Here is a 26,910-nt window from a genome sequence, read left to right as displayed (position 1 = left end):
TAAATTTTTTCTATATTTATAGTGCATCCTCTTCATCCCGATAACTTAAATAATAACCTACCTGCAAATCTTCGAGGGAATTAATTGCATGAAAGCGGTGATTTTAGCTGGAGGACTGGGTACACGCCTCAGTGAAGAAACTAGTATTAAACCCAAGCCTATGGTTGAAATTGGTGGTAAGCCAATTCTCTGGCACATCATGAAAATTTATTCATCCCACGGGATTAATGAATTTATTATTTGTTGCGGCTACAAAGGTTACATCATCAAGGAGTATTTTGCTAACTACTTCTTACATATGTCAGATGTGACATTTGATATGCGATTTAACCAGATGAGTATACATTCTGGATATGCTGAACCCTGGCGCATCACCTTAGTAAATACAGGTGATAATACAATGACAGGCGGGCGTTTAAAGCGAGTCAAAGAACATATTGGTAACGACACTTTTTGTTTCACTTATGGTGATGGAGTCAGTGATGTAAATATCACAGAATTAATTAAATTTCATCAAGAACAAAAATGTTTAGCAACACTCAGTGCAGTGCAACCAGCAGGAAGATTTGGGGCAATTTCTCTAGGACAAGAACAAACCAAAATTACGAGTTTTCGAGAAAAACCTGAAGGTGATGGTGCTTGGATTAATGGTGGCTATTTTGTTCTGGAACCAGAAGTAATCAACTTTATTACTGATGATGATACTGTTTGGGAAAAAGAGCCATTAGAAAAGTTAGCTGATATGGAACAATTATCGGCTTTTAAACATAATGGTTTTTGGCAACCTATGGATACTTTAAGAGACAAAAACTACTTAGAGGATCTATGGAAAAATAATCAAGCTCCGTGGAAAGTTTGGTAATACTAATTTTGGATTAGGGAAAGATTACTAATGTACGATTTTGCAATTATTGGTGGAGGAATAGTTGGACTTTCTACAGCAATGTCCATAGGAAATCGCTATCCTGACGCACGAATATTAGTACTAGAAAAAGAAAGTCAATGGGCATTTCATCAAACAGGCAATAATAGCGGCGTAATTCATTCGGGAATTTACTACAAACCAGGCAGCTTCAAAGCTAAATTTTGCCGTGATGGTAGTCTATCGATGATAGAATTCTGCCAAAAATATGAAATTGAACATGATATTTGTGGTAAGGTAATTGTGGCCACAGAAGAACAAGAACTACCCAGATTAGAAACTCTCTACAACAGAGGCTTAGAGAACGGAATACCAGTTCAAAAAATCAGTCCTGAAGAGGTTAAAGAAATTGAACCTCATGTCAGTTGTGTAGGTGGAATCCGTGTATTTTCTACAGGAATTGTTAATTACAAACAAGTTTGTTTAAAATACGCTGAAATTATTGAAAATCAAGGTGGAGATTTACGCCTCAATACCAAAGTTTTACAAATTTCTCACAGTGGGAAGAATCAGGTAATTGAAACCAACAAAGGTAGTTTTGAAACTCAATTTGTGATCAATTGTGCCGGATTGCATAGCGATCGCATTGCAAAATTAGGAAAAGCTAACCCCGAAGCCAAAATAGTTCCCTTCCGGGGCGAATATTACGAACTAACCCCAGAAAAGCGCTATTTGGTCAAAACGCTCATTTACCCGGTTCCCAACCCTGATTTCCCCTTTTTGGGTGTCCACTTTACCCGGATGATTGATAACAGTGTCCACGCAGGACCAAATGCAGTTCTCAGTCTCAAACGAGAAGGTTACAAAAAAACCGATTTTGACTTGCGAGATTTTGCCGAAGTAATCACCTATCCTGGTTTCTGGAAACTAGCAGCTAAACACGCTGATGAAGGAATTCAAGAAATCATTCGTTCCTTTAGTAAAGCTGCCTTTGTTAAGAGTTTACAAAAACTAATTCCCGAAGTCCAAGCCGCAGATTTAGTCCCCACCCATGCAGGAGTTCGCGCTCAAGCATTGAAGAGTAATGGTTCCTTAGTAGATGACTTTTTAATCGTCCAAGGCAAAAATTCTATTCATGTTTGCAATGCACCCTCACCCGCAGCAACTTCTTCCTTGGAAATTGGTAAAGCAATTGTGGCGCAAATACCCCAAGAGTCTCTTCTCCTGAAAATGGCAGTAAAAAATTAACTTTTGATAAATTGTTTGGCATCTACCCTAGATTAGCTGGATCTAATCTGAATCTATTTCAGAATAAGTGAATTATAAAATTTTGCTTAATCACTTATTGTTGTCATCGCCATCATCTAGATTTTTATATTCAGCAACTTGACAGTATTCTTGTTATGTACATTGACTCCACACTTCAGCCGATTATACTTGTCTGTGCTGCTGATAATAACTATGCTATGCCCCTAGCGGTTACGGTTCGTTCAGCACTCGCAAATCTTAAAAGTAAGCGCCAAATAGCATTATTTATTCTTGATGGAGGGATTAATAAAACTAACAAAAACAAAATTATTAAATCACTTCAATCAGACCAAGTTGAGATTTCATGGATACAAATAGATGATACGCAGTTAAATAATCTGGTCTTGACTAGGCATCTAACAACTACTTCATATTATCGACTCCTAATTACTAAATTTTTACCACCAGAGTTTGATAAAGCAATTTATCTAGACACCGATATGGTAGTCAAAGGAAATTTAGAGGAGTTATGGAATATTCCTCTAGAAGACAACTATGTATTAGCAGTTCAGGATGATGTTGAACTGTATATATCAATGTCTGATGGATTGAAGAATTACAAAGAAGTCGGAATTAGCCCAGATTTGAAATATTTTAATTCTGGACTTTTAGTAATTAATCTAAAACAATGGCGCAACGAAAACATAGGAGAAAAAGTTCTTGAATACATAACACAGAATAGAGAATATGTCAGAAACGATCAAGATGGGTTGAATGCAGTGCTTGCGGGTAAATGGCAAGAAATTCATCCGCGATGGAATCAAATGCCGAGAATATATGATTATTCATCCTGGAAAGAGAGTCCTTATGCAGAAGATATCTATGAAGAACTTCTCCATCAACCTTACATTATTCACTTTACTAACTCTCCTAAACCTTGGTACGCAGGATTGCAAACAGAATGTAAGCACCCGAAAAAAGATTTATTTTTTCAATATCTTGATATGACATCTTGGTCAGGATGGCGGGATACTGTTTGGAGAAGACTGGTTAGAAAATTGTTGAAAGTAACATCACTAACTACGTCAAAACTCTAAAACATTGTCGTATTAATTCTCATGATTTCTTTGCTTTTGACATAATTGCAAAGATAATTTCGCTGTGAATAAAGCTCCGTGTAATTGAAATAATCAACAAACAGGACATAACAACAATGAAGATATTAGTAACAGGAACAGAAGGATATTTAGGTTCTTTACTGCCTCCTATGTTAATTGCAAGAGGTCACGAAGTTCTCGGCGTAGATACTGGTTTTTATAAAGTTGGTTGGCTATATAACGGAAGTGATATAACAGCTAAAACCCTCAATAAAGATATTCGTAATATTACTCCTGAAGATTTACAGGGTGTGGAAGCAATCGTTCACATGGCGGAACTTTCCAATGATCCTACAGGACAATTAGCACCCAATATTACCTATGAAATTAATCATTTAGGTTCAGTTCGTCTTGCTAATTTAGCCAAAGCAGTAGGGGTACGTCGCTTTGTGTATATGTCTTCATGCAGTGTCTATGGCGTTGCTAGTGAAGATGATGTTACAGAAGAATCACCTGTTAATCCTCAAACAGCATATGCAGAATGCAAAACATTAGTAGAAAGAGATGTCAAACCATTAGCTGATGATGATTTTTCTCCCACCTTTATGCGGAATGCTACCGCTTTTGGTGCTTCTCCTAGAATGCGATTTGATATTGTTTTAAACAACTTATCAGGATTAGCATGGACTACCAAAGAAATTAAAATGACTAGTGATGGTACACCTTGGCGGCCATTAGTTCATGCTTTGGATATTTGTAAAGCCATTGTTTGCGCTTTAGAAGCACCTAGAGATATTGTCCACAATCAAGTCTTTAACGTTGGAGATACAGCAAATAATTATCGGGTTAAAGAAGTCGCAGAAATTATTGCTGATACTTTCCCTGGTTGTAAATTATCTTTTGGTAATAACGGATCAGATAACCGCAGTTATCGAGTATCTTTTGAGAAGATTAACACAATTCTTCCCGGATTTAAGTGTGATTGGAATGCTCAACGCGGTGCTGAACAATTATTTAATTTATTCAGTCAAATTCATATGACTGAAGATACTTTCTTGTTTAGAGGATTTACTCGGTTGAAGCAGTTAGAGTATCTAATTCGTACTCAACAAATTGACCAAGATTTTTTCTGGACTAAAAATTAGATTTAGTTAGAATCAATAATTAAAGTTTCCGAATCAAATTTAATCAAATTTACTTGATTCGGAAGCATCTAATAGACTAGATACAAGATTTTTTTACCCAGCAAGACTCTAGTTACTTAGGATTGATTACCATACCATGAATAAATTACTTACAATTTCTATTCCTACTTATAATCGCTCCGCATTGCTAGACAAACAACTTAATTGGTTAGCAAAATCTATTAAAGGGTTTGAATCTGAATGTGAAATATTAGTTTCTGATAATTGTTCAACAGATAACACTCAATCCATTATTAAAAAATGGCAAAATATTCTTACAAACATCACATTTAGATCAAATAAAAATTCCGAAAATTTGGGCGTAATGCCAAATATTATTTATTGCCTAAGTTCTGCTAAAACCAAATATGTTTGGACAATTGGGGATGATGATCCAATTAAATATGAAGCTGTTAGTTATGTAATAGATAAAATTAAAAAAATTGAGGATCTATCATTATTATTTCTGAATTTTTCTGGTACTAATAAAATTACTGGTGAACCAGTTCATCCACCTACAATAGTTGGTAATCGTTGGTTTGATGCAGATAGTGAAGATGGTAAAGATGATGGAAAAGCAATATTTGAACATTGTTTTGCTAAAAGTGTAGGTGCAGTAATTTTTCTGACTGCTACAGTATATCGTACTGACTTAGTTAAAGGCGCTCTACAAATTTGGCCAGATGCAAGCAGTAATTGGATATCTTTAGCGTATTTAGCAGGATATTGTGCCGCTAATGGCAAGGTTATTGTTACTAAAGAAGTTTACTTAGAATGTATTGTAGGTGTAAGCTACTGGCAAAAAGAGCCACAATCTGCACTATTAATGCAATACAAACACATTCCAGAAGTAATTTTAAAGCTGCGAGAGAATGGATATTCTCAGCAATTTTGTCGTCGGATGATGTTGAAAAACTTCAAAGAAGTAAATTTGAAAGTATTTTTAGGTGCTTTAAGAAGATGGCCTGTACCTGCTATCAAAACAGTAGCTCTTTTTCTAGCTTTAGTCGGGTTATCTGCTTTTGAAATCATGCCAGTCAGAGAATTTAACATAGCAGAAATAAGTGATATTAATAGTCAAGAAATCAGAAATAATGAGTAATAAATTGCTAATTTTAGGTACATTAAAATGTTTAATTACCAGGAAATAATACTATGTTTGATAGTGTAGCAACTAAAATTTCAGCATTAGCAAGTGAATTAGTTTATAGATATAAACTTTGGCAGTATCAAAGTAATTTACCTGTATTGACAGGCAATGATGGCTTGATTGCTGAAACCCTGAAGCGAGAAGGTGTTTACATTACGACACTTGCAGATTTAGGACTACCATCAACTCCAGAAATGTTAGCTTCTGCTAATAATTATGTAACAAGTATGGTAACTCCACGAGATATTCAGGCAGGTTATAAGTTACCGCAAATTTATACAATCACAGATTTACCAGAGTTCTTTACCTGGGGAATTGAAGCCAGACTGCAAAATATTATTGAAAATTATATAGGATTACCTATAGCTTTTCATGGTGTACATTTGCGGAAAGATTTTCCAAATGAGCAGCAATTACAAACGCTGCTATGGCATAAAGATTCTGAAGATCGGCGCATGATTAAAGTCATCATCTATTTAAATGATGTGACAGAAAAACATGGATATTTTGAATATGTATCTCTACCTAATCACCCTTTAGAACAATTTAATTATTATTGGGTTGATTATAAACTTTGGGAATCAAAATATTTAGGAATTAATGATTTCAAATTAAGCAAAATTATTCCTAAATCAGCTTGGAAAGCTTGTCCTGGAAAAGCTGGAACTGTGATTTTCGTAGATACCAGAAATGTTTTACATCATGGTACTTTGCGAACAGAAGAACGTTCAACTTTATTTTTTGTGTACACAGCTAAACCACCGAAACGCCCAGAACTTTGTACACAATATCATGATCATACTTTTGCGAAACCGCAATTAAGTCAACAAATCCAATAAAGTATTTTTTCAAGTTGATAATTAGGACTTTCTTTGTTTAATCTGATTTACTGTAAATACCGTGAATAAATTACTTAGCATCGCCATTCCCACATACAATCGTGCTGTCTTGCTTGATAAACAGTTAACTTGGTTAACTGAATCTATCAAAGGTTTTGAATCTGAATGTGAAATTATTATTTCTGATAACTGTTCAGAAGATAATACACAGGAAATAGTTAAGAAATGGCAGCTATTTTTACCAAATCTAACATTTCATATTAACAAAAATAGCGAAAATGTTGGTGTAATGAAAAATATTGCTTATTGCCTACAAGCTGCAACAAGCAAATATGTTTGGACTGTTAGTGATGATGATATTATCGCTGATAAAACGATATCTTATATCGTCAATACCTTGAAGCAAGAACCAGATTTAGCTTTACTGATATTGAATTTTTCCTGTCGTCATGAAATTACAAGGGAATTATTATATCAACGCTGTTATGAACTTGATCAGGAAAAAGTTGAGCATGATGGTAAAGCAGCATTTGAGCGCTGCATACAGGAAAATCGCTCCGGTGTGCAATTAATGTCTGCTCTAGTATACAAGACAGAATTAGCTCAGGGCGCTCTAAAAAAATGGTCTGATGGTTTGAAAAACTTAGATTACCAGGTTTATTTAACTGGTTTTTGTGCTTTTAATGGCAGCGTTAAAATAACCAAGGATACTTTTTTAGAAAATGCTTTCGGTGCTAGTCATTGGATGGTAAAACCCAAAATATTGCTAAAAATGCAATATATTTATTCACCCGAAATTAATATCAAACTCAAGGAGATAGGATACTCTAAAATATTTTGTAGAAAATTAGTTATTCAGCACTTCACCAATAATAATTGGCGAGTTTTATTTGGTGCTTTTAGAAGATGGCCTATCATGTCCTTCACCACCATGATTCGTTATCTTGGTTTAGTCAGTAAATCATTTTTAGAAAGCAGTGCTGCATACCAGAAAATAGAAGAGATATCTTCACCATTTAGCAGCCTAGAAAATAAAAAAATATCATAAATATCTACGGATATTGTATGGTTAAAGACTTGGGTTATTCTCTTACCAAAGAGTTAAGTTAAAAGGTGATCATCTCAACTTGATTAATTGCTAGTTTTTGCATTAAACCCTCAACAATTTTGTCATCTATGTTATTCACTGAAACTATTCTCAAAGATGCTTTTATTATTGACTTAGAAGAAAAACCAGATCATCGTGGTTTTTTTGCTCGGACATTTTGTGCTGAGGAATTTGCCGCACATGGTTTAAAGCCAACAGTTGCCCAATGTAACCTATCTTTTAATCACAAAAAAGGTACATTGCGGGGAATGCACTATCAAATTCTCCCAGCCGCAGAAACAAAATTAATTCGCTGTATTCAAGGAGCAATTTATGACGTAATTATTGATATGCGTCCCGAATCTCCAACTTATTTGACACATATTGGTGTAGAACTAACTGCGTCAAATCGCCGCGCTTTATATGTACCAGAAATGTTTGCTCATGGCTATCAAGCTTTAACAGATGGTGCAGAAGTTGTTTATCAAGTAGGTGAATTTTACACCCCTGGATATGAGCGTGGCTTGCGTTATGATGATCCGATTTTAGAAATCTCGTGGCCTTTGAGTGTCACAGAAATGTCTGATAAAGATCGGAATTGGCCTTTACTAGAATCTATTTTGATAGGAGTTTAAAATGATTATTGTAGATAAAGCTCTTCAAGCACGGGAAGCATTAGGTAAGCCAGTCAAAGTAGCAATGATTGGTGCGGGTTTTATGGGACGAGGAATAGCTAATCAAATTATTAATTCAGTCCCTGGAATGAAGTTAGTTGCTATCTTCAATCGTCATATAGATACAGCTAAACGAGCTTATTTAGAAGCGGGAATTGAGGATATTCAGGTTGTTACTAATGTAGCTGATTTAGAAGAGGCTATCGCCCAAGACCAATATGCAGTCACCGAAGATGCCATGTTGCTGTGTGAAGCCGAAGGCATAGATGCAATCATTGAAGTCACAGGCACAATTGAATTTGCGGCTCATTTAGTTATGAGTGCGATCGCTCATCAAAAGCATATCATCTTGATGAATGCCGAACTCGACGGTACAATTGGTCCCATCCTCAAAGTCCATGCAGACCGCGCTGGAGTCATCCTCAGCGCCTGTGACGGCGACCAACCAGGGGTAGAAATGAACCTGTATCGCTTCGTCAAAAGCATCGGTTTAACCCCCCTATTGTGCGGCAACATCAAAGGTTTACAAGACCCCTACCGCAACCCCACCACCCAAGAAGGCTTTGCTAAACGCTGGGGTCAAAATCCCGCCATGGTAACAAGCTTTGCGGACGGCACAAAAATTTCTTTTGAGCAAGCAATAGTTGCCAATGCTACAGATATGAAAGTAGCAAAACGGGGGATGTTGGGATATGACTACACCGGTCATGTGGATGAAATGACCAAAATGTATGACGTTGACCAACTCAAAGAATTAGGTGGCATCGTTGATTATGTCGTCGGCACAAAACCTGGTCCAGGAGTGTTTGTTTTTGCCACCCACGACGACCCCAAACAACGCCATTATCTCAACCTCTATAAACTCGGTGAAGGTCCTCTCTACAGCTTCTACACCCCCTATCACCTTTGCCATTTTGAAGTTCCCCTATCAGTAGCGCGTGCAGTCCTGTTCCATGATGCCGTTTTAGCTCCCATAGCCGGACCCGTTGTCGATGTCGTCGCTACTGCTAAAATCGACCTCAAAGCTGGAGAAACTCTTGATGGTATTGGTTATTACATGACCTATGGACAATGTGAAAACTCAGCAATTGTCCAGCAACAAAACTTACTCCCAATGGGGATAGCCGAAGGATGTCGGTTAAAGCGTGATCTTAGCAAAGATCAAGTCCTCACCTACGACGACGTGGAATTGCCAGAAGATAGACTGTGCGACAAACTACGTGCTGAACAAACAACTTATTTTACTCCTGCCAAAACTCTAATACTGGCAAAATAGCTGTTAGTAAATTGATCGCTTAAGGGTTTCCATCACACCCTTAAGCAAAGCCTAGGTTTGTTCAAGATGAGCGAATAGTCAAAATTTTTCCTGATATTCTTATTCAACTGCTGATTCTTATTTACAGATAGTAAAAATTTTAGTTGATAGTATTCACTTAGTTTTTATCTAAGTTAAATGATTTATTGATTAAGTGTAACTTAATTAACTAAAACTCCATCAACAATAAGTAAATCTTCCCTATTTTTTATATTTTCTCAAGGGCATTATCCAAAATCCAAAATTTCAACAACCTCCTCAAGAAGGGTTTAGTATCAACCTAAGACTGGTATAAACATATCGGTACAAACTTGTTAATTAACCCTCAATTTAATCAACATTGCAATATAAGGCATCATCCATGAAAATTGCTCTCGTCCATGATTACTTAACCCAGCGCGGTGGGGCAGAGCGTGTGTTTGAATTGCTTTGTAAACGCTACCCGGAAGCCGATATTTTTACCTCTTTATACGAGCCGCAAAAAACTATTGATTTAGGTGAGCGTATCGTTAATACAACATTTTTGCAAAAAATTCCTGGTGCAGCTAAAAATTTCCGCTTGATGGCTCCTCTGTACTTTCCTGCTTTTCGGGCTTTGGATTTACAAGACTACGATCTTATTATCAGTAGTAGCACCAGTTTTGCTAAAGCAGTTAAGAAAAAACCACAAGCACGTCATATTTGTTTTTGTCATAATGTTACCCGATTCTTATGGGATACAGAAACTTATTTACGAGAGTATGGAGACTATCGCTACTTTGCTCCCTTAATTGAAAAAGTCTTTCAAATGATGAGAAATGTAGACCTGAAATATTCTCAGGAACCCGACCTCTACATTGCTAATTCCAGTGTTGTTGCCCGACGTATCCAAGAAATTTACGGGAAAAACGCACTTGTAATTAACTATCCAATTGATACAAGTAATTTTGTATTTTCAGATACGAAAGATGAATACTACTTGGCATCTGCCCGGATGATAAGTTATAAACGTCTTGATATCATAGTCGAAGCTTTTAATTGGTTAGGGTGGAATTTATTAATATCAGGTGATGGACCAGAACTAGAACGGTTAAAATCCAAGGCATTAAGCAATATAGAGTTCTTAGGTCATGTTACTGATGGAAAACGTAAAGACTTATTTTCTAGAGCTAAGTCTATTATTGTTGCAGCTTTAGAAGACTATGGATTAGTTCCAGTAGAAGCAAATGCTAGTGGAACTCCAGTAATTGCCTATGGAGCCGGTGGGGTATTAGATACTCAAATACCTGGTCAAACCGGAGTTTTTTTTAAGAGGCAAACACCCGATTCTTTACAAGCCGCATTACTAGAAGCTCAAGGAATATCTTGGAATTACGAAAAAATTCGTAATCACGCTGTCAATAATTTTTCAGAACAAGCCTTCTTTAGTAAGGTTGAGCAAATCATTGATCAATCTGCTCATATGTATCACTCATTCATTTGATTTGTTAACTGTACCCCTCAGGGGAAGCCATCTCACAGAGAAGGATAATAAACGTGGTTCAAACTAGCCTAAATCCCCATATAAATTCAGTAGTAGAAACAGAACCTGGCTACGGACAAATGCTTACTATATTTGTGCGGAGATTTCCCTGGTTTTTGTTAGTATTTCTCAGTTCTACGGCTCTTGCAGGCATCATAACTTTGAAGACAAATCCTAACTTCAAAAGTACAATGCAACTACTCATAGAACCTAATTATCAAGGTAAAAAGGAAGGAGGTGGAGTAGAAAATCAGTTTACTGACACTAGTGTTGTTATAGACACTGCAACCCAGCTGAATCTAATGCAGAGTTCTGGACTCATCCAAAAAGCAGTAGATAAACTTAAATCAGACTATCCGAATATCACTACCAAAGAAATCAAAACCTCCTTAGTTTTAACTCAAATTAAGACTAAAGATGATAATGTTGCCACTAAAATCTTTCAAGTTGATTATACAGGTAGCAATCCAGAAAAAACCCAAAAAGTGCTGACTGCCATTCGGCAAGTTTATGTAGAATACAACAAACAACAGCAAGATGTACGCTTACAGAAAGGCTTACAAGTTATTAGAGAACAGTTAAGAAAAGCCAGTGATGAAGTAAATGCATCTGAATCCAATCTCCAGCGTTTTCGGAGAAACCAAAACTTAATTGATCCAGAATTACAAGCTAAAGCACTTGAGGAAACTTTAAATAATATTCAGAAAGAGCGGCAGACCACTCGTTCTCAATATGAAGAGGCTTTAGCTCGGCAAAAATCTTTGGAAGAACAACTGAATCGTTCTCCACAAAATGCTTTAGTATCTTCCCGTTTGAGTCAGTCTACTCGCTACCAAGGCTTACTCAATGAAATCCAAAAAACAGAATTAGCTTTAGCACAGGAACGCTTACGCTTTACAGATGATACTCCTAGTGTGCAGAAGCTGACCGAACAACTTCAAAGTCAAAAAGAACTATTAAGAAAAGAAGTTAGTAGAACTTTAGGTGGACAGTCTACTAGTGTATTTAGTTCTAGAGAAACTTTACTTGAACAAGGGCAGCTTGGTCAAATTGACCTGAACCTGACTGGCCAGTTAGTAGATAACCAAACCAATATAGTGGCTTTAAGTGCGCGTGATCAAACCTTAGCGCAAAAAGAGAACGAACTGCGATCGCAACTTAAACGCTTTCCCTCTCTGTTAGCTTACTATAATCGCATACTTCCACAATTACAATTTAGCCGAGAAAGAATGGAGCAATTGCTCAGAGCAGAACAGCAATTGCGGCAGGAACTTTCCAAAGGTGGGTTTAATTGGGAAGTGGTGGAAGAACCACAAAAAGGGATGCTTACTGGTCCTTTCCTCCAACAGAATCTTTTGTTAGGTGCAGTAGTTGGATTAATGTTAGGCGGTATTGCTGCCTTTATTCGAGAAGCATCTGATGATTCATTACATACTACTGCTGAACTGGAAAAACAATTCTCCTTGCCATTATTAGGAACAACACCCAAATTACCAGCAGCTAAACCCAGAGAATCAGTGATCAAATTGCCTTTTGGTAAGCCAGAAGTTCTGGCACCCTGGACAATTCAAGTGCTACAATCCCCACCTCGTTGGGAATCACTAGATCTGATTTATAAAAATATAGAACTTCTCAATACTGTATCTGACTTGAGGTCGTTGATGGTGACATCAGCATTGCCGGATGATGGTAAGTCAGCTTTGGCATTGGGTCTGGCTATGAGTGCAGCTCGATTACACAAAAAGGTACTACTCATTGATGCTAATTTACGCGCTCCCAGTTTGCATCAACAGTTAAACCTTCCTAATGAACAAGGGCTTTCCACTCTACTAGCTAGTGATGTCAATATCCCCAATCAGATTGGAGTTCAATACTCAGGCTCATCCTACATCGACATTTTGACTGCTGGACCCATACCTCTTGACTCAGCTAATCTTTTGAGTTCTCCACGCATGATACAGTTGATGGCAGCATTTGAAGAGAATTATGATTTGGTACTCATCGATGCTCCACCAGTTCTAGGTTTAGTGGATGCCATGCTTGCCGCATCATCTTGTCGCAGCGTAATTATGGTAGCAAGCATTGGTAAAGTCACACGGACTCAACTTACTCAAGCTACAGCTATGTTAAGCAAGTTAAATCTAATTGGGGTTGTGGCTAATGGAGTATCCAACTCTGACAGTGCTTATGTCCCTTATGTCAAGCAACAACAATTGGCGCTACAGCAAATTGTGGAAAAATAGCTAAGTAGCTTGGCGCAATTAAATATGAAACCTCTCTGGTAAACCTCTCACGCCAGTTTCTACAACGGGGGGGGAACCCCAGCAACGCACTGGCTCCCCTACTCCTCTCCTTTCAGGAGGAACATATGGACTCCCCCTGAAAGGTGGAGAGGGAAAAGGAATAACTTAGGACTTACGCACTGTACGAATCTGCCATGATGTAAATGAACGAAATTGCGTCGTTTTCGCTTTTGGGAATAACTTATTGAGTAAGGTGCGTCAGATAGAGAGAATCTGTTTTTTGTGAAAATATCGTGTCTGACGTGGCTGGTGAGCTTGCCGAACCACACCCTACAAGAAATATAATTCAGATTACATATTTGAGGAATTTTGTCAATACGTAAGTCTTATGTGATTTAAACTTCACCGGTAAAGGCAGAGGGCAGGAGGCAGGAGGCAGAAGGAATGTCTCCTCTGCCCACGACTGAAAGGAGTAAGGGTATGAAGCCCCTCCCAAATCGAAAATTTGGGAGCTTCCGATTGGGAGGGGTCACAATCCCTTTCCAATTGGTTCCTTCTGCCCTCTGCCCTCTGCCTCCTGCCTTCTTGAACAAAATAGTGCTGAGTAAAAAAGTAAAATTAATAGTCATCAGCACTCCTGAATATTTTGTTGATTAACTCATTCCTCAGTTTGATTAGTGCTTTCAATCAAAACTGGATCAAAAGGGTAGAGTCTAGAGAAAAATTATATCTTTCTCTACTTCTGCCCTATTCTATTGTTAATATTTAGAATCTTACCGCAGGTCAAAATCAAGAATAAACAATTCAATAAATATATTATATAGCATTTCCAAATCTAATGAAGTACACACCAATTTATTCCCTAGTACCTCAAGAGCAGGGGAACTGCTATATAAGCTTTTCAGTAATTTCTCATGGTTTTTTAGTTTACATCACTGTGTACTATTTATATTTTTTGTATTCTTTGCTATAGTATGATTAATCATGTTTTCAAACAAAAGAATATAGTGTATTCTGTTTCATTATCCAGTCAGTAAATTTATCATAGCTTAATATTTTGTCCAAAATCTCAACTTTATTTAAAGAGTAAATAAAGAATTTATTTAAGCATTAGTTATTTCTAGTGATTACTATATTCTAGAAATTGAAGACAAAACTCAAGGCTGAAAGGATAAAAATCAACAGGTTTTGTGATAGTTGTCTAAAAATTAAGCAACTGGAAGTAAATTGATGTCGTGATGAGGGGGCAATTAACCTCTACAAACCCCCAGATATAGCAGGTGACTCTTAACAGTACTAAAACTCTTTTGTTGTCTAAGTTTTAGCATTGGTAGATGTCCTAACCGCCTTGTCCATTGCTATAAAATACCAAGTGCGATAACACCTCTATCTTAATTGCTGCTCGCTTAACTCTTATTATTGCTTTCTGTACATCTTCACACCTACAAAATTAAGCCAGGTGCTTGCTGATAAGACAGGTTTTGATAACTTGTTTTTACCTTGATTTATCTTCAGCTTTTTAGAGCAACAACAAGATTGGCATCGCAATATTTGGCATTCCTCGCCTGAGATATAAAATCAGTAATTTGCTACTGTATACATTCAAAGAAATATGACAACATCAATCATTCCCAATTTACAAAGTAACTGCACCATACCCCAACACCATCAAAATTATCACTCTCAATACTGCACACTTCAATGGCGTAGAGGCCAGTTATTAGTAAAGTTGCCTAGAAACCTAGAACAACCATATCTACCTTCACTAGAGAACAAACAATTATTGGTAGAGTGTTTAAAACATTCTCCAGTTAGTTTGGTGAGTATAGATCCAAAACTAGGTGATACTTCACTACGATTTTGGGCAGAGGCCTGTCAACAGGCTAAAAAGCCAATATTCCTCAGCATACCTCCTAGTCAGAAATTGCCTAAACAAGGTCAACAAATGTTGAGGACTATACAAAGACTAATTGACTGGGTTTTGGCTTTTTTTGTCCTGTTATTAGTTAGCCCTCTGATACTAGTATTGTCCGTACTTATGCAAATTTACTCCCCTGGCGTATTATTTTCTTATGAATGGCATATTGGTGAGAGAGGTAAACTTTTTCAACTGATTAAATTTTGTACAAATGGAAAACATAATATCACATTTTTAGGTTTTTTGATGTGTAGCTATGGTCTAAATAATTTACCAAAATTATTTAATGTACTGCGTGGTGACATAAGTTTAATAGGCTCTCATTGTTGGGCTTTAACAGATGCAGTTCAGCTAAATCTTGAAGATGAAAAACAGCTAAATCAGTTGTCAGTAATGACGAATCGATGGTAAATACATGGTCAAAATGCGAATCTGTTGCATTTACATAGACAAACACTGTGATTTACCTATAGCATTTGAATTTTAAAGGATATAATTATTAGCCTAAGTGCGGTAGTTGTAGATTTGATTTACCGCACTGAAGCTAGAAACAAAATCGGTTGCATCTTAATCTATGGGACACTTCTTGATTTGACAAAATACTGCTAAAAAAATACCGATGAATCTTCAAATTTTTCATCCGCTTCGTAATCTGCTTAATACTAGTAAATTCTGGAGAGAAAATCATTTAATTTTGCGAGAGTTTAAACACTTTCGTCGCATTACCATACTTGCCCTAATTTTTACATTTTTGGCTGCCACATTTGAAGGTATTAGCATTGGTTTTTTGCTCTCGTTTTTGCAAAATCTAACGAATCCTAATTCCCAACCAATTCAAATAGGAATAGGCTGGTTTGATCATTACATATTGGGAATTCATACATCAGCAGTTAGCCGCTTATATCGCGTATCTTTTCTAATTTTATTGAGTACTTGGATACGTGCAGCCTTTAACTACTTTTCTCAAATATACACAGAATTTTGTCAATTATATCTTGGAGATCGCTTACGCAAACAAATTTTTGAGCAATTACAATCTTTATCTCTTAGTTATTTTAGCACTACTCGTTCTGGGGAAATAGTTAATACCATTACTACAGAAATTGAGAGGATTCGACAGGGTTTTAGTGGTGGAGCATTTTTATTTACTAGAAGCTTGACGGTTATTGTTTACTTAAGTACAATGGTGTTGCTTTCATGGCAACTGACGCTAATTGCAGTATTTTTGTTCACGCTGTTAGCTGTCGGCTTATCAACTCTCAATGCCAGAGTGCGAGAATCTAGTTTTGGTACATCAGTTGCTAATGGTAATTTTACATCAACAGCCCTAGAATTTATCAATGGCATTCGCACTGTTCATGCCTCTGGTACTCAAGAATTAGAGCGTCAGCGTTACTACAAAGCGAGTAATCAAATAGTCAGTAGTTCAACTAAAGTTATTTTAACTTGGACATTGGTAAAACCAATTGCTGAAAGCGCAGCTACTACTGTGCTGGTAGGTATGATTATTTTGGCTTTTAGTAGCTTTGTGGTTAATGGTGCTTTACAAGTTAGTTCTTTGCTCACCTTTTTCTTTGTACTATTTCGGCTCGTACCATTCATTCAAGATATTAATGGCACAAGAGCATTTCTCAGCACTCTCCAAGGTTCAGCCGAAAATATTAAAACCTTGTTAAAAAGTGAGGATAAAACCTACTTTCAAAACGGCACAATTGAATTTACAGGTTTTAAAAGATCAATTGATTTAGTCTCAGTGGATTTTGGCTATAGTCAGAATCAACGCGTGCTGCATAATATCACTCTGACAATTGAACGAGGCAAAATGACCGCCTTAGTCGGTGCGTCTGGTGCTGGTAAAACCACAATTGCCGATTTAATTCCTCGGTTTTATGATGCTACAGATGGCTATATTTACATTGATGAAGTTGATGTGCGACAATTTGAAATTAACTCTCTCCGCCGCAAAATAGCGGTTGTTAGTCAGGATACTTTTATCTTTAACACTTCTATTTGGAACAATATTGCCTATGGTATACCAGAGGCAACAGAAGCGGAAATTAAAGAAGCGGCTCGATTGGCAAATGCACAAGAATTTATTTTAGAAATGCCAGAAGGGTTTGATACACAATTGGGAGATAGAGGTATTCGGTTATCTGGGGGACAAAGACAGCGACTTGCTATTGCGCGTGCTTTATTGCGTAACCCGGAGATTTTGATTTTAGATGAAGCAACTAGTGCTTTGGATTCTGTGTCTGAGCGATTAATTCAGGATTCATTAGAAAAGCTTGCTGTTGGTCGAACTGTGATTGCAATTGCTCACCGTCTTTCTACAATTGCTAAAGCTGATAAAGTAGTAGTTTTAGAACAAGGACGAATAGTAGAACAGGGTAAATATCAAGAGCTTTTGGAACAGCAAGGTAAGCTTTGGCAATATCACCAAATGCAGTATGAATTAGGTCAGTCTAAATAGGTTTTAAGGGTGTAATTAACAATATTAAATCAAAATCTAAATTACACCTGATTACACCTGATTACACCTGGAATAGTATTGTTTTAAGTCGGTAGGGTTTTTGGGAGGAACAATGGTTAACATAGGCTATCATTCGGCAAAACTTCAAGGAAAATTAAATTGCTTTATATACACAAAAGCAATTAATAATATTGTTAATTTTCCACTTTATCAACATCGAAAACTTAACATCAATGTCTATTCCTTCTCTTGTCAACGGGACTTAGCTACCCAAGTAGCAAATATTCGCTCATTTATTCGTCATGTTGGTATTCCTAACAAATTCACTGTGATTTCTGATGGTAGCTATTCATCAAATTCTAGTAGTATTTTATGTAAGATACATTCCTGTGTTGATGTTGTTGAATGGAAAGATTTAGCAACAGGTGATATTCCTCAATATATTTGGGATTATGCACTTTATCATCCTCAAAAATCAGTTATGGCAATGTGGAGAAGAATGGCAGTATTGATGTCACTTCCAATCGAACAGCCGACTATTTACACCGATGCCGATATTTTATTTTTCCCAGGTGCTGATGAAATTATTAATTTATGTCAGTCAGATGATAGTTTACCTTGGTATTTACCTGATTGTCTAGCTTCATTGGACGAGCGAATACTTTTACATGATCATGAAAAAATCAACCCAGTAAATGCAGGATTTTTCTTGCTTAAAAAGCAAATAGATTGGCTAAGTTCATTAAATCGCGTTGCCGAATTAGTAGATTCACCAATATATTTTACAGATCAAACTGTAGTTCACCTAGCTATGCATATTGCCCAAGCGAAGCCACTTAATCGAGAGAAGTTTGTTTTAAGTGTTGATGACCAATTTAGTTATTCAGACAAGTTTGATAAGCAAAAAATTGCTTTAAGACATTATGTTAATGATGTCCGACATAGATTTTGGTTAAACTTGGGAAATTAAGTTCTTGAATAATAAAAATAATGTTTGGTTCGCTAATATCTTTGCTCTAGAAGGTTTTCTCAAAAACTTGATTTTATTTAGTAGTGAGTAAATTCAATATGAATCATACATTAGTAGCCGAAAAGATGCTCTACCAATGCTCTGCTGCTGATATTAGAGGAGGTGGTGGATTAGAAACTTACATATCTTCTTTGGTAAATTCGCCAATTCATGGGGTAAGCAATCGCCATATTAATTCTTTCAAAAATTTAGACCAAGGTCAATGTAAGTTACTCCACCTTCATGATCCAGAATTTTTAGCAGAAGTAAGTGGCGAATGTCCAGCAGTATTTACACTACATAATCACTCTAGCTACTGTCCAAGTGGCACAAAATATTTAGCAAATCGCCAACAAAAATGTAATCGCAATATGCACCCCTTGGGCTGTACTTGGGGACATTTGGTAGATGGTTGTGGTAGTCGCAGACCGCAAAAGATATTTCAGGGTTTGCAGAATAGTAATAATTTTCTTAATACTGCCAAAAAAATTAAGATTCCTGTAATTGCTAATAGTAATTTTGTGCGGGAACAGATTATTAGTAATGGGTTATCACCCCATCAAGTAGTTACACTACATTGTGGTGTACAACGGCCTAAATATCCTACTGCATCTTTAAGTAAAGAGATTCATCAAAATCAGCGAATTTTGTTTGTGGGTCGAATTGTTCCTGATAAAGGAATTGAATGGTTGCTAAAAGCTTTAGCCAAGACTAAATCTCACATTCATCTTGATATAGCTGGTGAAGGTTGGATTAAAAATGACATGGAAAAATTAGCCGAAAGAATGGGTTTGAACAATCGCATTATTTGGCATGGTTGGTGTCATAAAGAAAAACTAGAAACACTTTATCAACATTGTTTAGCTGTAGTTTTTCCTAGTCTTTGGCCAGAACCTGCTGGTCTAGTAACTTTAGAAGCTTATGCTCGGTATCGTCCTATAATTGCCAGTGCTGTTGGCGGAATTCCTGAATATGTGCAAGATGGTCAAACAGGAATCCTTATCCCAGCTAATCATATTCAAAAATTGGCAGATGCCATCAACGAACTAGCTACAAACTATCATAAAAGCCGATTAATGGGTGAACAAGGTCGGCATTGGTTTGAGCAAGAATTTACTCTTGATATTCACATTCAGCGATTAGAAAAAATCTACACCAAAACTATTGCTGATTTTCAATCTTTTTAAGACTAAAGATGAAAAAATAACGAATTGTAATTATGTCTATCAATGCTAAATTAGCCGAACCTCTAGTCAGCGTCATCATTCCTACTTATAATCGTCTAGATTACTTAAAGCAGGCAATCTCTAGCGCGGTTCAACAGACTTATCAAAATATTGAAATTATCGTTTCTGATAACTGTAGTCCCGAAAATCCTCAATCTCTGATTGAATCCTTCCAAGATTCACGCATCAAATTTTGGCGACACCAACAAAATATTGGTATGTTGGCTAATCAACTAAGTGCTTTCAAAATGGCACAAGGTAAATATGTTGCGAGTCTTCATGATGATGATATGTGGAATGAAGATTTTTTAGCCAAACTTGTACCACCTCTAGAAGCAAACTCTGATGTAATTCTGGCTTTTTGTGATCAATATATTATAGATTCACAGAGCATAATTAATCATGCTGCTACTGTTGAAAATAGCAAAGCTTTCAAGCGAGATACCTTGGAAAAAGGAGTGCATAAATCTTTTAATAAAATTGGGTTAATAGATAAAAGCATAGGGACTGCTGTTGCTTGTGTGATTCGTAATCATATTATTGATTGGGATAATATTCCTGCTGAAGTTGGTGGTATGTGGGATTTGTATTTAACATACCTTTCTTGTATTTCAGGATATGGAGTTTATTATTGTCCCGAAAAATTGACGCGATATCGTATTCATGAACAAAGTGATACGATGCTCAGTGGTGGTCGAGATGTTCAAGCGAAAATCCGTAAGGCTACAAGTGAATTGTTTTGTTACCAACAATTTATGGAAGATCCTCAGCTTCGGGAATTCAAATCTTACTTTGAACAAAAATGGTTAGAATCTCATACGACTTTGGGAATTGGCTTAATGCGAAATAAGCAGACAGTAGAAGCCCGTTCTTATCTTTGGAAAGCCATGAAAGCACAAAAAATTAATTTGCGAACTCTGGCATCACTAACTATCAGTTTTAGTCCTCAAGCTTTAGCGAATCAATTACTAGAAATAGCCAACTCATAGAGTTAGCAATTCATTTAAAAATGAGGTGATATGTGAGAATTTGTATTGTAACCCACAAAATTAAAAAGGGTGATGGTCAGGGACGAGTAAACTATGAAGTGGTTAAAGAAGCGATTCGTCGCGGTCATCATCTGACATTATTGGCAAGTGAAATATCACCAGAGCTAGAAAAAAATAGCTTGGTAAATTGGGTTTCTATCCCCGTTAAAGGATATCCTACGGAATTTCTAAAAAATTTCATATTTGCCAAAAAAAGCAGCGATTGGTTGGGTAAACATGGTCAAGAAGTTGATTTAATTAAAGTCAATGGTGCTATTACTATGGGCGCTGCTGATGTCAATGCAGTACATTTTGTCCATAGTTCGTGGTGGCGATCGCCTGTCCATATTTCTCGTAACCGTCGAGATGCTTATGGGCTATACCAATGGCTCTATACAGCCATAAATTCCTATTGGGAAAAACGAGCTTTCCAAAAAGCCAAAATCGTCGTAGCCGTATCGGAAAAAGTAGCCCAAGAATTAGTCAGCATTGGTGTACCTCGTTCAACAATTCGGGTAATTGTGAATGGTGTTGACTTGCAAGAATTTGCTCCTGGTGAGGCTGGGCGGCAAAAATTAGGTTTACCAGAAAATGTCTCGTTAGCATTGTTTGCTGGAGACATCCGCACACCCAGAAAGAACTTAGATACTGTACTGCAAGCCTTGGTAAAAGTTACCAATTTACATTTAGCAGTGGTAGGAAGTACAGAAGGTAGCCCCTTTCCGCAGCTAACAGCCGAACTAGGCTTAACTGAACGGGTGCATTTTCTGGGATATCGCCGTGACATTGCCGATATTATGCGGGCGGTGGATTTATTTGTGTTTCCATCCCGTTACGAAGCCTGTACCCTCGTATTGTTAGAGGCACTTTCCTCTGGACTACCCGTAATTACTGCCACCGCAACCGGAGGTGCAGAGTTAGTGACACCAGAATGTGGGATCGTTTTGCCCAACTCAGACGACATTGAGGCTTTAGCAGCAGCATTATTGTCTTTACTAAGTGAACCGTCACAAATGCAGCAAATGGGTGTAAAAGCGCGGACTGTAGCTGAACAACATAGCTGGATGACTATGGCGCAAACATATCTGAATCTATTTGAGGAGTTAATTGAGAATGAAGAACACAGTTCTCATCCCCACCTATCGCCGTCCCCTAGATTTATCGCGCTGCCTTCTGGCGCTACAGGCACAAACTAAACCTGTTGATCAAGCGATCGCTATTGTCCGGGATACAGATACAGAAACTTGGCAATTTCTAGACCAATTCAACCCCCAAAACCTACCTTTGCAAATCGTCACAGTCACACAATCAGGAGTAGTTGCCGCCCTCAATGCCGGACTGGCAGAGGTAAAAGGAGATATTGTTTCCATTACTGATGATGATGCTGCACCCCACCCAGATTGGTTAGAGAAAATTACTGCCCACTTTGCCGCAGATAGTTGCATTGGTGCTGTGGGTGGGCGTGATTGGGTACATCACGGCAGCAAACTAGAAGACGAATCCCGACCAGTAGTTGGTCGGTTACAGTGGTTTGGGCGTGTAATTGGCAATCATCATTTAGGTGTTGGTATACCTCGTGAAGTCGATGTTCTCAAAGGTGTAAACATGAGTTTTCGACAACAAGCCATTCAAACATTACGTTTTGATGAGCGGATGCGAGGAACAGGGGCGCAGGTACATTTTGAAATGGCATTTACCCTCACCCTAAAACGAGCAGGTTGGAAAATTATTTATGATCCTCAAGTTGCCGTAGATCATTATCCAGCCCAACGTTTTGATGAAGACCAGCGGCGAAACTTTAATGAAACAGCCTTAATTAATTTAGTTCATAATGAAACCCTAGTTTTACTAGAGCATTTGCCCCCGATTCGTCGGGCGATCTTTTTGTTCTGGGCATTATTAGTAGGAACTAGAGATAGTTTAGGTCTAATCCAATCGCTGCGACTTTTTCCCAGCCAAAGAGAACTTGTGGGTAAAAAGTTGCTCGCATCTTGGCGTGGGCGTTGGCAAGGATGGCAGACATATCAGGGACTGGGGATTGGGAACTGGGGATGATTGAGGCTGACGTGGGGACGAGGGGACACGGAGACGAGGGGACACGGAGACGCGGAGATGTGGGGACGCGGGGACGCGGAGATTTTTTTTGATAAGTGATTAGTCGGACAGGTCTATTAGAACAACTTTCACCCATGACCAATTACCAATTATCAATTACCACCTAATACAGTGATTTCCAAACAAATACTTTTCAATAGTACTTTAAAAGAAAATTTTTCTCCTCAAGAGCGATCAGCACAGGCTTGGACGGTAATTCTGGGCTTCATACTCTTGACAATTACTTGCTATTTTGCTGGTGCTGCTTCTATGTTGCGCCTGGTGTTTCCGGCAACATCTTTGCTGGTAGCATTATTTTTATACTTGCGCCATCCCATTCTCTACATTGGTTTTACTTGGTGGATTTGGTTTCTCACCCCCTTATTTGCTCGCTTAGTTGACTATAGAATTGGTTGGGACCCCACCCGTCAAATACTTATAGCACCGTATTTAGTGGTGTTTGTTACCATAATAACTTTATTACGCTATCTTCCTAGCGCTTGTCGCCAAGGCGGCTTACCTTTTATTTTGGGGTTTTTTGGGGTGTTATATGCCTTTCTCGTGGGACTGATTTATAACTCACCCATTCCCGTAGCACGGGGTTTATTGGACTGGCTTTGTCCAATTATTTTTGGTTTTCACATATTTATGAACTGGCGAGATTATCCAAGTTATCGTCAGAACATTCAACGCGTATTTCTCTGGTGTGTGTTAATCGTTGGCACTTACGGTATATACCAATTTGTGGTAGCACCAGAGTGGGACAGGTACTGGCTAATTGAATCAAAATTGTTTACCAGTTCGGGAGATCCTGTACCTTTTGGGATGCGCGTGTGGAGTACACTGCACTCAGTTGGACCATTTGGTGCAGTCATGCAAACTGGTTTGCTGCTGTTATTTACCAATTCGGGAAAATTAATTTTTCCTGCTTCCGCTGTTGGTTATTTATCGTTTTTGTTGGCACAAGCCCGTACTAACTGGATAGGTTGGTTATTCGGGGTAATTATGATTATGTCTTCAGCCAAGACGCGGGTGCAAATGCGATTAATTACCATAATTTTAGTGATGGCAATGTGTGTTGTGCCATTAATCAGTATTGAGCCAATTTCTAAGGTGGTTACGGCTCGATTAGAAAGTTTTTCTAATTTGCAAGAAGATGGCAGCTTTAAAGATAGATCAGGCAGCTATGACAGAAACCTGGGTTTAGCCCTTTCTAATGGTTTGGGTAATGGCTTAGGAAATACCTGGAAGGTGAATGAAAAAACCGGACAAATAGAAGTAGTTGTCATTGATAGCGGCATTTTAGATATGTTTTTCACCTTGGGTTGGTTTGGCGCTATTCCTTATCTGGGTGCGCTGATCTTGATGATTTTTAGTGTGATCAATTATGGTGAAGCTCGGTTTGATAGTTTTCTGAGTACTGCCCGCGCCATTGCGATCGCTTCCTGTTCCCAACTAATTATTGGCAGCGGAATGTTGAGTGTAGCTGGGATGATTCTTTGGGGATTTTTTGCTATGGCAATGGCAGGACATAAATATTATCAACATCAAGGAATTAAGGTTTAAATTATGAAAGTAGTTGTGATCATGCCGTTAGCCGAGCAAAGAGGCGGCGGTGAAATGATGTTTTGGGATTTGATGCAGCAAGGGCGTAATGCTCATGTAGAATGGTTGGCAATCTTCTTAGAAGATGGTCCAATGGTGGAACAAGTGAGAAACCTGGGCATTGATACCAGAGTTATCGAAAGCGGTCGTTTGCGTCAAGTCCATCGTTTGATTGCGACTATTGTTCGGATAGCTGCGATCGCCCGCCGTGAAGGCGCAGACATGATTCTCAATTGGATGTGGATCACCCACATCACTGGGGGACTGGCGGCTATGTTAGCGGGGTTGCCTGCTTTGTGGTATCAGCTAGAAGTACCTAGTGATAAAACCTGGTTAGTGCGTCTTGCTACTTTAATCCCTGCTAAGGCAATTATCACCCTCTGCCAAGATGGACAAAAAGCACAGTCACAGATTTGGCCTCACAGACCCACACCCTTAGTTTACCCTGGTGTCGCCCTGGATCGATTTGAGCCTACTGTGTTACCCACTCCAGCAGAAGCACGCCAAAAGCTCGGTTTACCATTGCATGGTCCTTTAATTGGCATTGTCGGACGTTTGCAGAGATGGAAGGGAATGCACGTACTAGTGCAAGCTATGCCCCAAGTTTTGCAAAAATATCCTGATGCTAATTGTGTGATCGTCGGTGGTAAACACGATTTGGAACCAGACTATGAGGATTTCTTAAAAAAACAAATAACTGATTTAGGGTTATGCGATCGCATAATTATGGCCGGGTTACAGCGTAATATTCCTGAATGGGTACAAGCAATGGATATATTTGTTCATGCTTCTGATCAAGAGCCATTTGGGATTGTGATTATCGAAGCTATGGCTTTAGGTAAACCGGTTATTGCTGGCAATGCTGGCGGACCAACGGAGATTATCACCGACGCTGTCAATGGATTGTTAACACCTTACGCTGATCAAGATGCATTAGCCCAAGCTATTCTTCAATATCTTGACAACCCAGACCTATCCCATAGTGTAGGATTAGCAGCACGGCAACGCGCCCTCCAATTTTCTACACAACGTTATGCTCAAAATTTGATTAATGTGATTCGCTCACAAATGCCAACTGTTTTAGAAAAAATGCCCAAAAGAATCACATCATAAGGGTAATACAATCAAAAAAATACGAAACTATCTAGAGACGTTGCGTACAGCGTCTCTATATTAATTCAAGAAACTGGCATTTTAAGTTTTAATATCATCTTTACTTAGTTATTTATCAAAAAAAACTCTCAGCGCTGTTCCCTATTGATCAGTCTTTAACTGAACACGATCTAATTCTGCCTTGCGGTACTAACATTTCATGTGTCCTATAAATTAAAGCTGGCAGACAATTTCCGCTATTATTATTATAATATTTTATACATGAGGCACTTATGAATCAAATCAACCGGGTGGCAATTGTTGGCGGAAGTCATGGTAATGAGTTAACAGGAGTTTACCTAGTTAAAAAGTTTCAGAAATATCCAAATTTAATTAATAAACATAGTTTTGAAACTTTAGCATTACTAGGTAATCCTCAAGCGATTGCTGCGAGGAGAAGATATATTGATAAAGATTTGAATCGTTGCTTTACTATCGACAATTTCCAAGCTCCTACCTCCTTTACTTACGAAGAATTGCGGGCTAAAGAAATTCAACAAATATTGCAACCACAAAACCAAGAACCTGTAGATGTAATTATTGATTTGCATACCACTACTGCCAACATGGGATTATGTATTATTCTTGGTAATATGCATCCGTTTTTACTTCAGTTAGCAGCTAATTTGAGTTCGATTAATCCTTTAGTAAAAGTTTACAGTCACCAGCAACCCAGAGGTAATGGTTTCCTCCGTTCTTTATGCCAATTGGGTTTTGCAATAGAAGTTGGTGCTGTAGCCCAGGGTATTTTGGATGCTGAACTATTCCAACAAACAGAACAGCTTATATATACAATCTTACAATATTTTGAAGAATGTAACCAAGGACAAACTCACCTAAATCATAACAAGTTGACACTTTATAAATCTCTTGGTTCTGTCGATTACCCTAGAAATGAAAATGGGGAAATTGTCGCAATGATTCACCCCAAACTTCAGTTTCAAGACTATGAACCTTTGCATCCAGGTGATCCTATCTTCCTAACTTTTACAGGCAAAGATATTTGCTATGAAGGAGAGTCTACCGTTTATCCTGTCTTTGTTAATGAAGCCGCTTATTACGAGAAAGGAATTGCCATGCATCTGAGCAAAAAGGAATCGATTCATATTCCATGAAAGCTTTCTTGCAGATGTTTTTAAAACCTGATAGGTTGGGTTAGACGTGGTTATTAACTAATAAATCACCCAAACCACTTCATAACCCAACAT

General features: G+C 37.9%; 21 protein-coding genes. All 21 read left to right on the top strand.

Going from position 1 to position 26,910, the window contains the following annotated elements:
* The first annotated feature begins 88 nt into the window (after positions 1-88).
* Complete coding sequence (gene rfbF / locus ANA7108_RS0101865) at positions 89-862, top strand: glucose-1-phosphate cytidylyltransferase (protein ID WP_016949058.1); 774 nt, start codon at positions 89-91, stop codon at positions 860-862.
* Between the two features lie 30 nt (positions 863-892).
* Positions 893-2,110, top strand: a complete 1,218-nt coding sequence (lhgO, locus tag ANA7108_RS0101860) for an L-2-hydroxyglutarate oxidase (RefSeq protein ID WP_016949057.1) — start codon at positions 893-895, stop codon at positions 2,108-2,110.
* A gap of 155 nt (positions 2,111-2,265) precedes the next feature.
* The gene (locus tag ANA7108_RS0101855) at positions 2,266-3,207 is read left to right on the top strand and encodes a glycosyltransferase family 8 protein (RefSeq protein ID WP_016949056.1); all 942 of its coding nucleotides are present in this window, start codon (positions 2,266-2,268) and stop codon (positions 3,205-3,207) included.
* A gap of 116 nt (positions 3,208-3,323) precedes the next feature.
* A complete protein-coding gene (locus ANA7108_RS0101850) occupies positions 3,324-4,352 on the top strand; it encodes an NAD(P)-dependent oxidoreductase (protein ID WP_016949055.1) in 1,029 nt (342 codons plus the stop codon).
* Between the two features lie 136 nt (positions 4,353-4,488).
* Positions 4,489-5,493 (top strand): glycosyltransferase family 2 protein, encoded by a 1,005-nt coding sequence (locus ANA7108_RS0101845; protein WP_016949054.1) that lies wholly within the window; start codon positions 4,489-4,491, stop codon positions 5,491-5,493.
* A 53-nt stretch (positions 5,494-5,546) separates the two neighbouring features.
* Entirely contained in the window at positions 5,547-6,380 is an 834-nt protein-coding gene (locus tag ANA7108_RS0101840) for a hypothetical protein (protein WP_016949053.1), read from the top strand.
* Positions 6,381-6,441: 61 nt separating this feature from the next.
* A complete protein-coding gene (locus tag ANA7108_RS0101835) occupies positions 6,442-7,428 on the top strand; it encodes a glycosyltransferase family 2 protein (protein WP_016949052.1) in 987 nt (328 codons plus the stop codon).
* A gap of 128 nt (positions 7,429-7,556) precedes the next feature.
* Complete coding sequence (gene rfbC, locus ANA7108_RS0101830) at positions 7,557-8,102, top strand: dTDP-4-dehydrorhamnose 3,5-epimerase (protein ID WP_016949051.1); 546 nt, start codon at positions 7,557-7,559, stop codon at positions 8,100-8,102.
* Between the two features lies 1 nt (position 8,103).
* Positions 8,104-9,417, top strand: coding sequence for an NAD(P)H-dependent oxidoreductase (locus ANA7108_RS0101825; RefSeq protein ID WP_016949050.1), 1,314 nt, complete (start codon positions 8,104-8,106; stop codon positions 9,415-9,417).
* Between the two features lie 400 nt (positions 9,418-9,817).
* Positions 9,818-10,918: a glycosyltransferase gene (locus ANA7108_RS0101820; protein WP_016949049.1), complete on the top strand. Its 1,101-nt coding sequence runs from the start codon at positions 9,818-9,820 to the stop codon at positions 10,916-10,918.
* 53 nt (positions 10,919-10,971) lie between these two features.
* Positions 10,972-13,200, top strand: a complete 2,229-nt coding sequence (locus tag ANA7108_RS0101815) for a polysaccharide biosynthesis tyrosine autokinase (RefSeq protein WP_016949048.1) — start codon at positions 10,972-10,974, stop codon at positions 13,198-13,200.
* 1,612 nt (positions 13,201-14,812) lie between these two features.
* On the top strand, positions 14,813-15,529 hold the full coding sequence (gene hepC, locus ANA7108_RS26645) for a heterocyst development glycosyltransferase HepC (RefSeq protein WP_016949046.1): 717 nt from the start codon (positions 14,813-14,815) through the stop codon (positions 15,527-15,529).
* 208 nt (positions 15,530-15,737) lie between these two features.
* The gene (hepA, locus tag ANA7108_RS0101800) at positions 15,738-17,588 is read left to right on the top strand and encodes a heterocyst formation ABC transporter subunit HepA (RefSeq protein ID WP_016949045.1); all 1,851 of its coding nucleotides are present in this window, start codon (positions 15,738-15,740) and stop codon (positions 17,586-17,588) included.
* 112 nt (positions 17,589-17,700) lie between these two features.
* Positions 17,701-18,558, top strand: coding sequence for a hypothetical protein (locus ANA7108_RS0101795; protein ID WP_016949044.1), 858 nt, complete (start codon positions 17,701-17,703; stop codon positions 18,556-18,558).
* A gap of 98 nt (positions 18,559-18,656) precedes the next feature.
* Positions 18,657-19,784 carry a glycosyltransferase family 4 protein gene (locus tag ANA7108_RS0101790; protein WP_016949043.1) on the top strand — a complete coding sequence of 376 codons (1,128 nt, stop codon included), beginning with the start codon at positions 18,657-18,659 and terminating at the stop codon, positions 19,782-19,784.
* Positions 19,785-19,816: 32 nt separating this feature from the next.
* Entirely contained in the window at positions 19,817-20,812 is a 996-nt protein-coding gene (locus ANA7108_RS0101785; RefSeq protein WP_016949042.1) for a glycosyltransferase family 2 protein, read from the top strand.
* Positions 20,813-20,844: 32 nt separating this feature from the next.
* Complete coding sequence (locus tag ANA7108_RS0101780) at positions 20,845-22,047, top strand: glycosyltransferase family 4 protein (RefSeq protein WP_016949041.1); 1,203 nt, start codon at positions 20,845-20,847, stop codon at positions 22,045-22,047.
* Positions 21,965-22,906: a glycosyltransferase family 2 protein gene (locus ANA7108_RS0101775; protein ID WP_016949040.1), complete on the top strand. Its 942-nt coding sequence runs from the start codon at positions 21,965-21,967 to the stop codon at positions 22,904-22,906. Before ANA7108_RS0101780 ends, ANA7108_RS0101775 begins: the two co-directional genes overlap by 83 nt.
* Before the next feature lie 171 nt (positions 22,907-23,077).
* Positions 23,078-24,511 carry a hypothetical protein gene (locus tag ANA7108_RS0101765; RefSeq protein ID WP_016949038.1) on the top strand — a complete coding sequence of 478 codons (1,434 nt, stop codon included), beginning with the start codon at positions 23,078-23,080 and terminating at the stop codon, positions 24,509-24,511.
* Between the two features lie 3 nt (positions 24,512-24,514).
* Entirely contained in the window at positions 24,515-25,663 is a 1,149-nt protein-coding gene (locus ANA7108_RS0101760) for a glycosyltransferase family 4 protein (RefSeq protein WP_016949037.1), read from the top strand.
* Between the two features lie 272 nt (positions 25,664-25,935).
* Positions 25,936-26,817: an aspartoacylase gene (locus ANA7108_RS0101755; protein WP_016949036.1), complete on the top strand. Its 882-nt coding sequence runs from the start codon at positions 25,936-25,938 to the stop codon at positions 26,815-26,817.
* Positions 26,818-26,910 lie beyond the last annotated feature (93 nt).

Origin of the sequence: Anabaena sp. PCC 7108 (assembly GCF_000332135.1) — a bacterium.
GTDB lineage: Bacteria > Cyanobacteriota > Cyanobacteriia > Cyanobacteriales > Nostocaceae > Anabaena.
The sequence above is the reverse complement of the archived record's forward strand: the minus strand, read 5'-3'. Positions and strand labels throughout refer to the sequence as shown.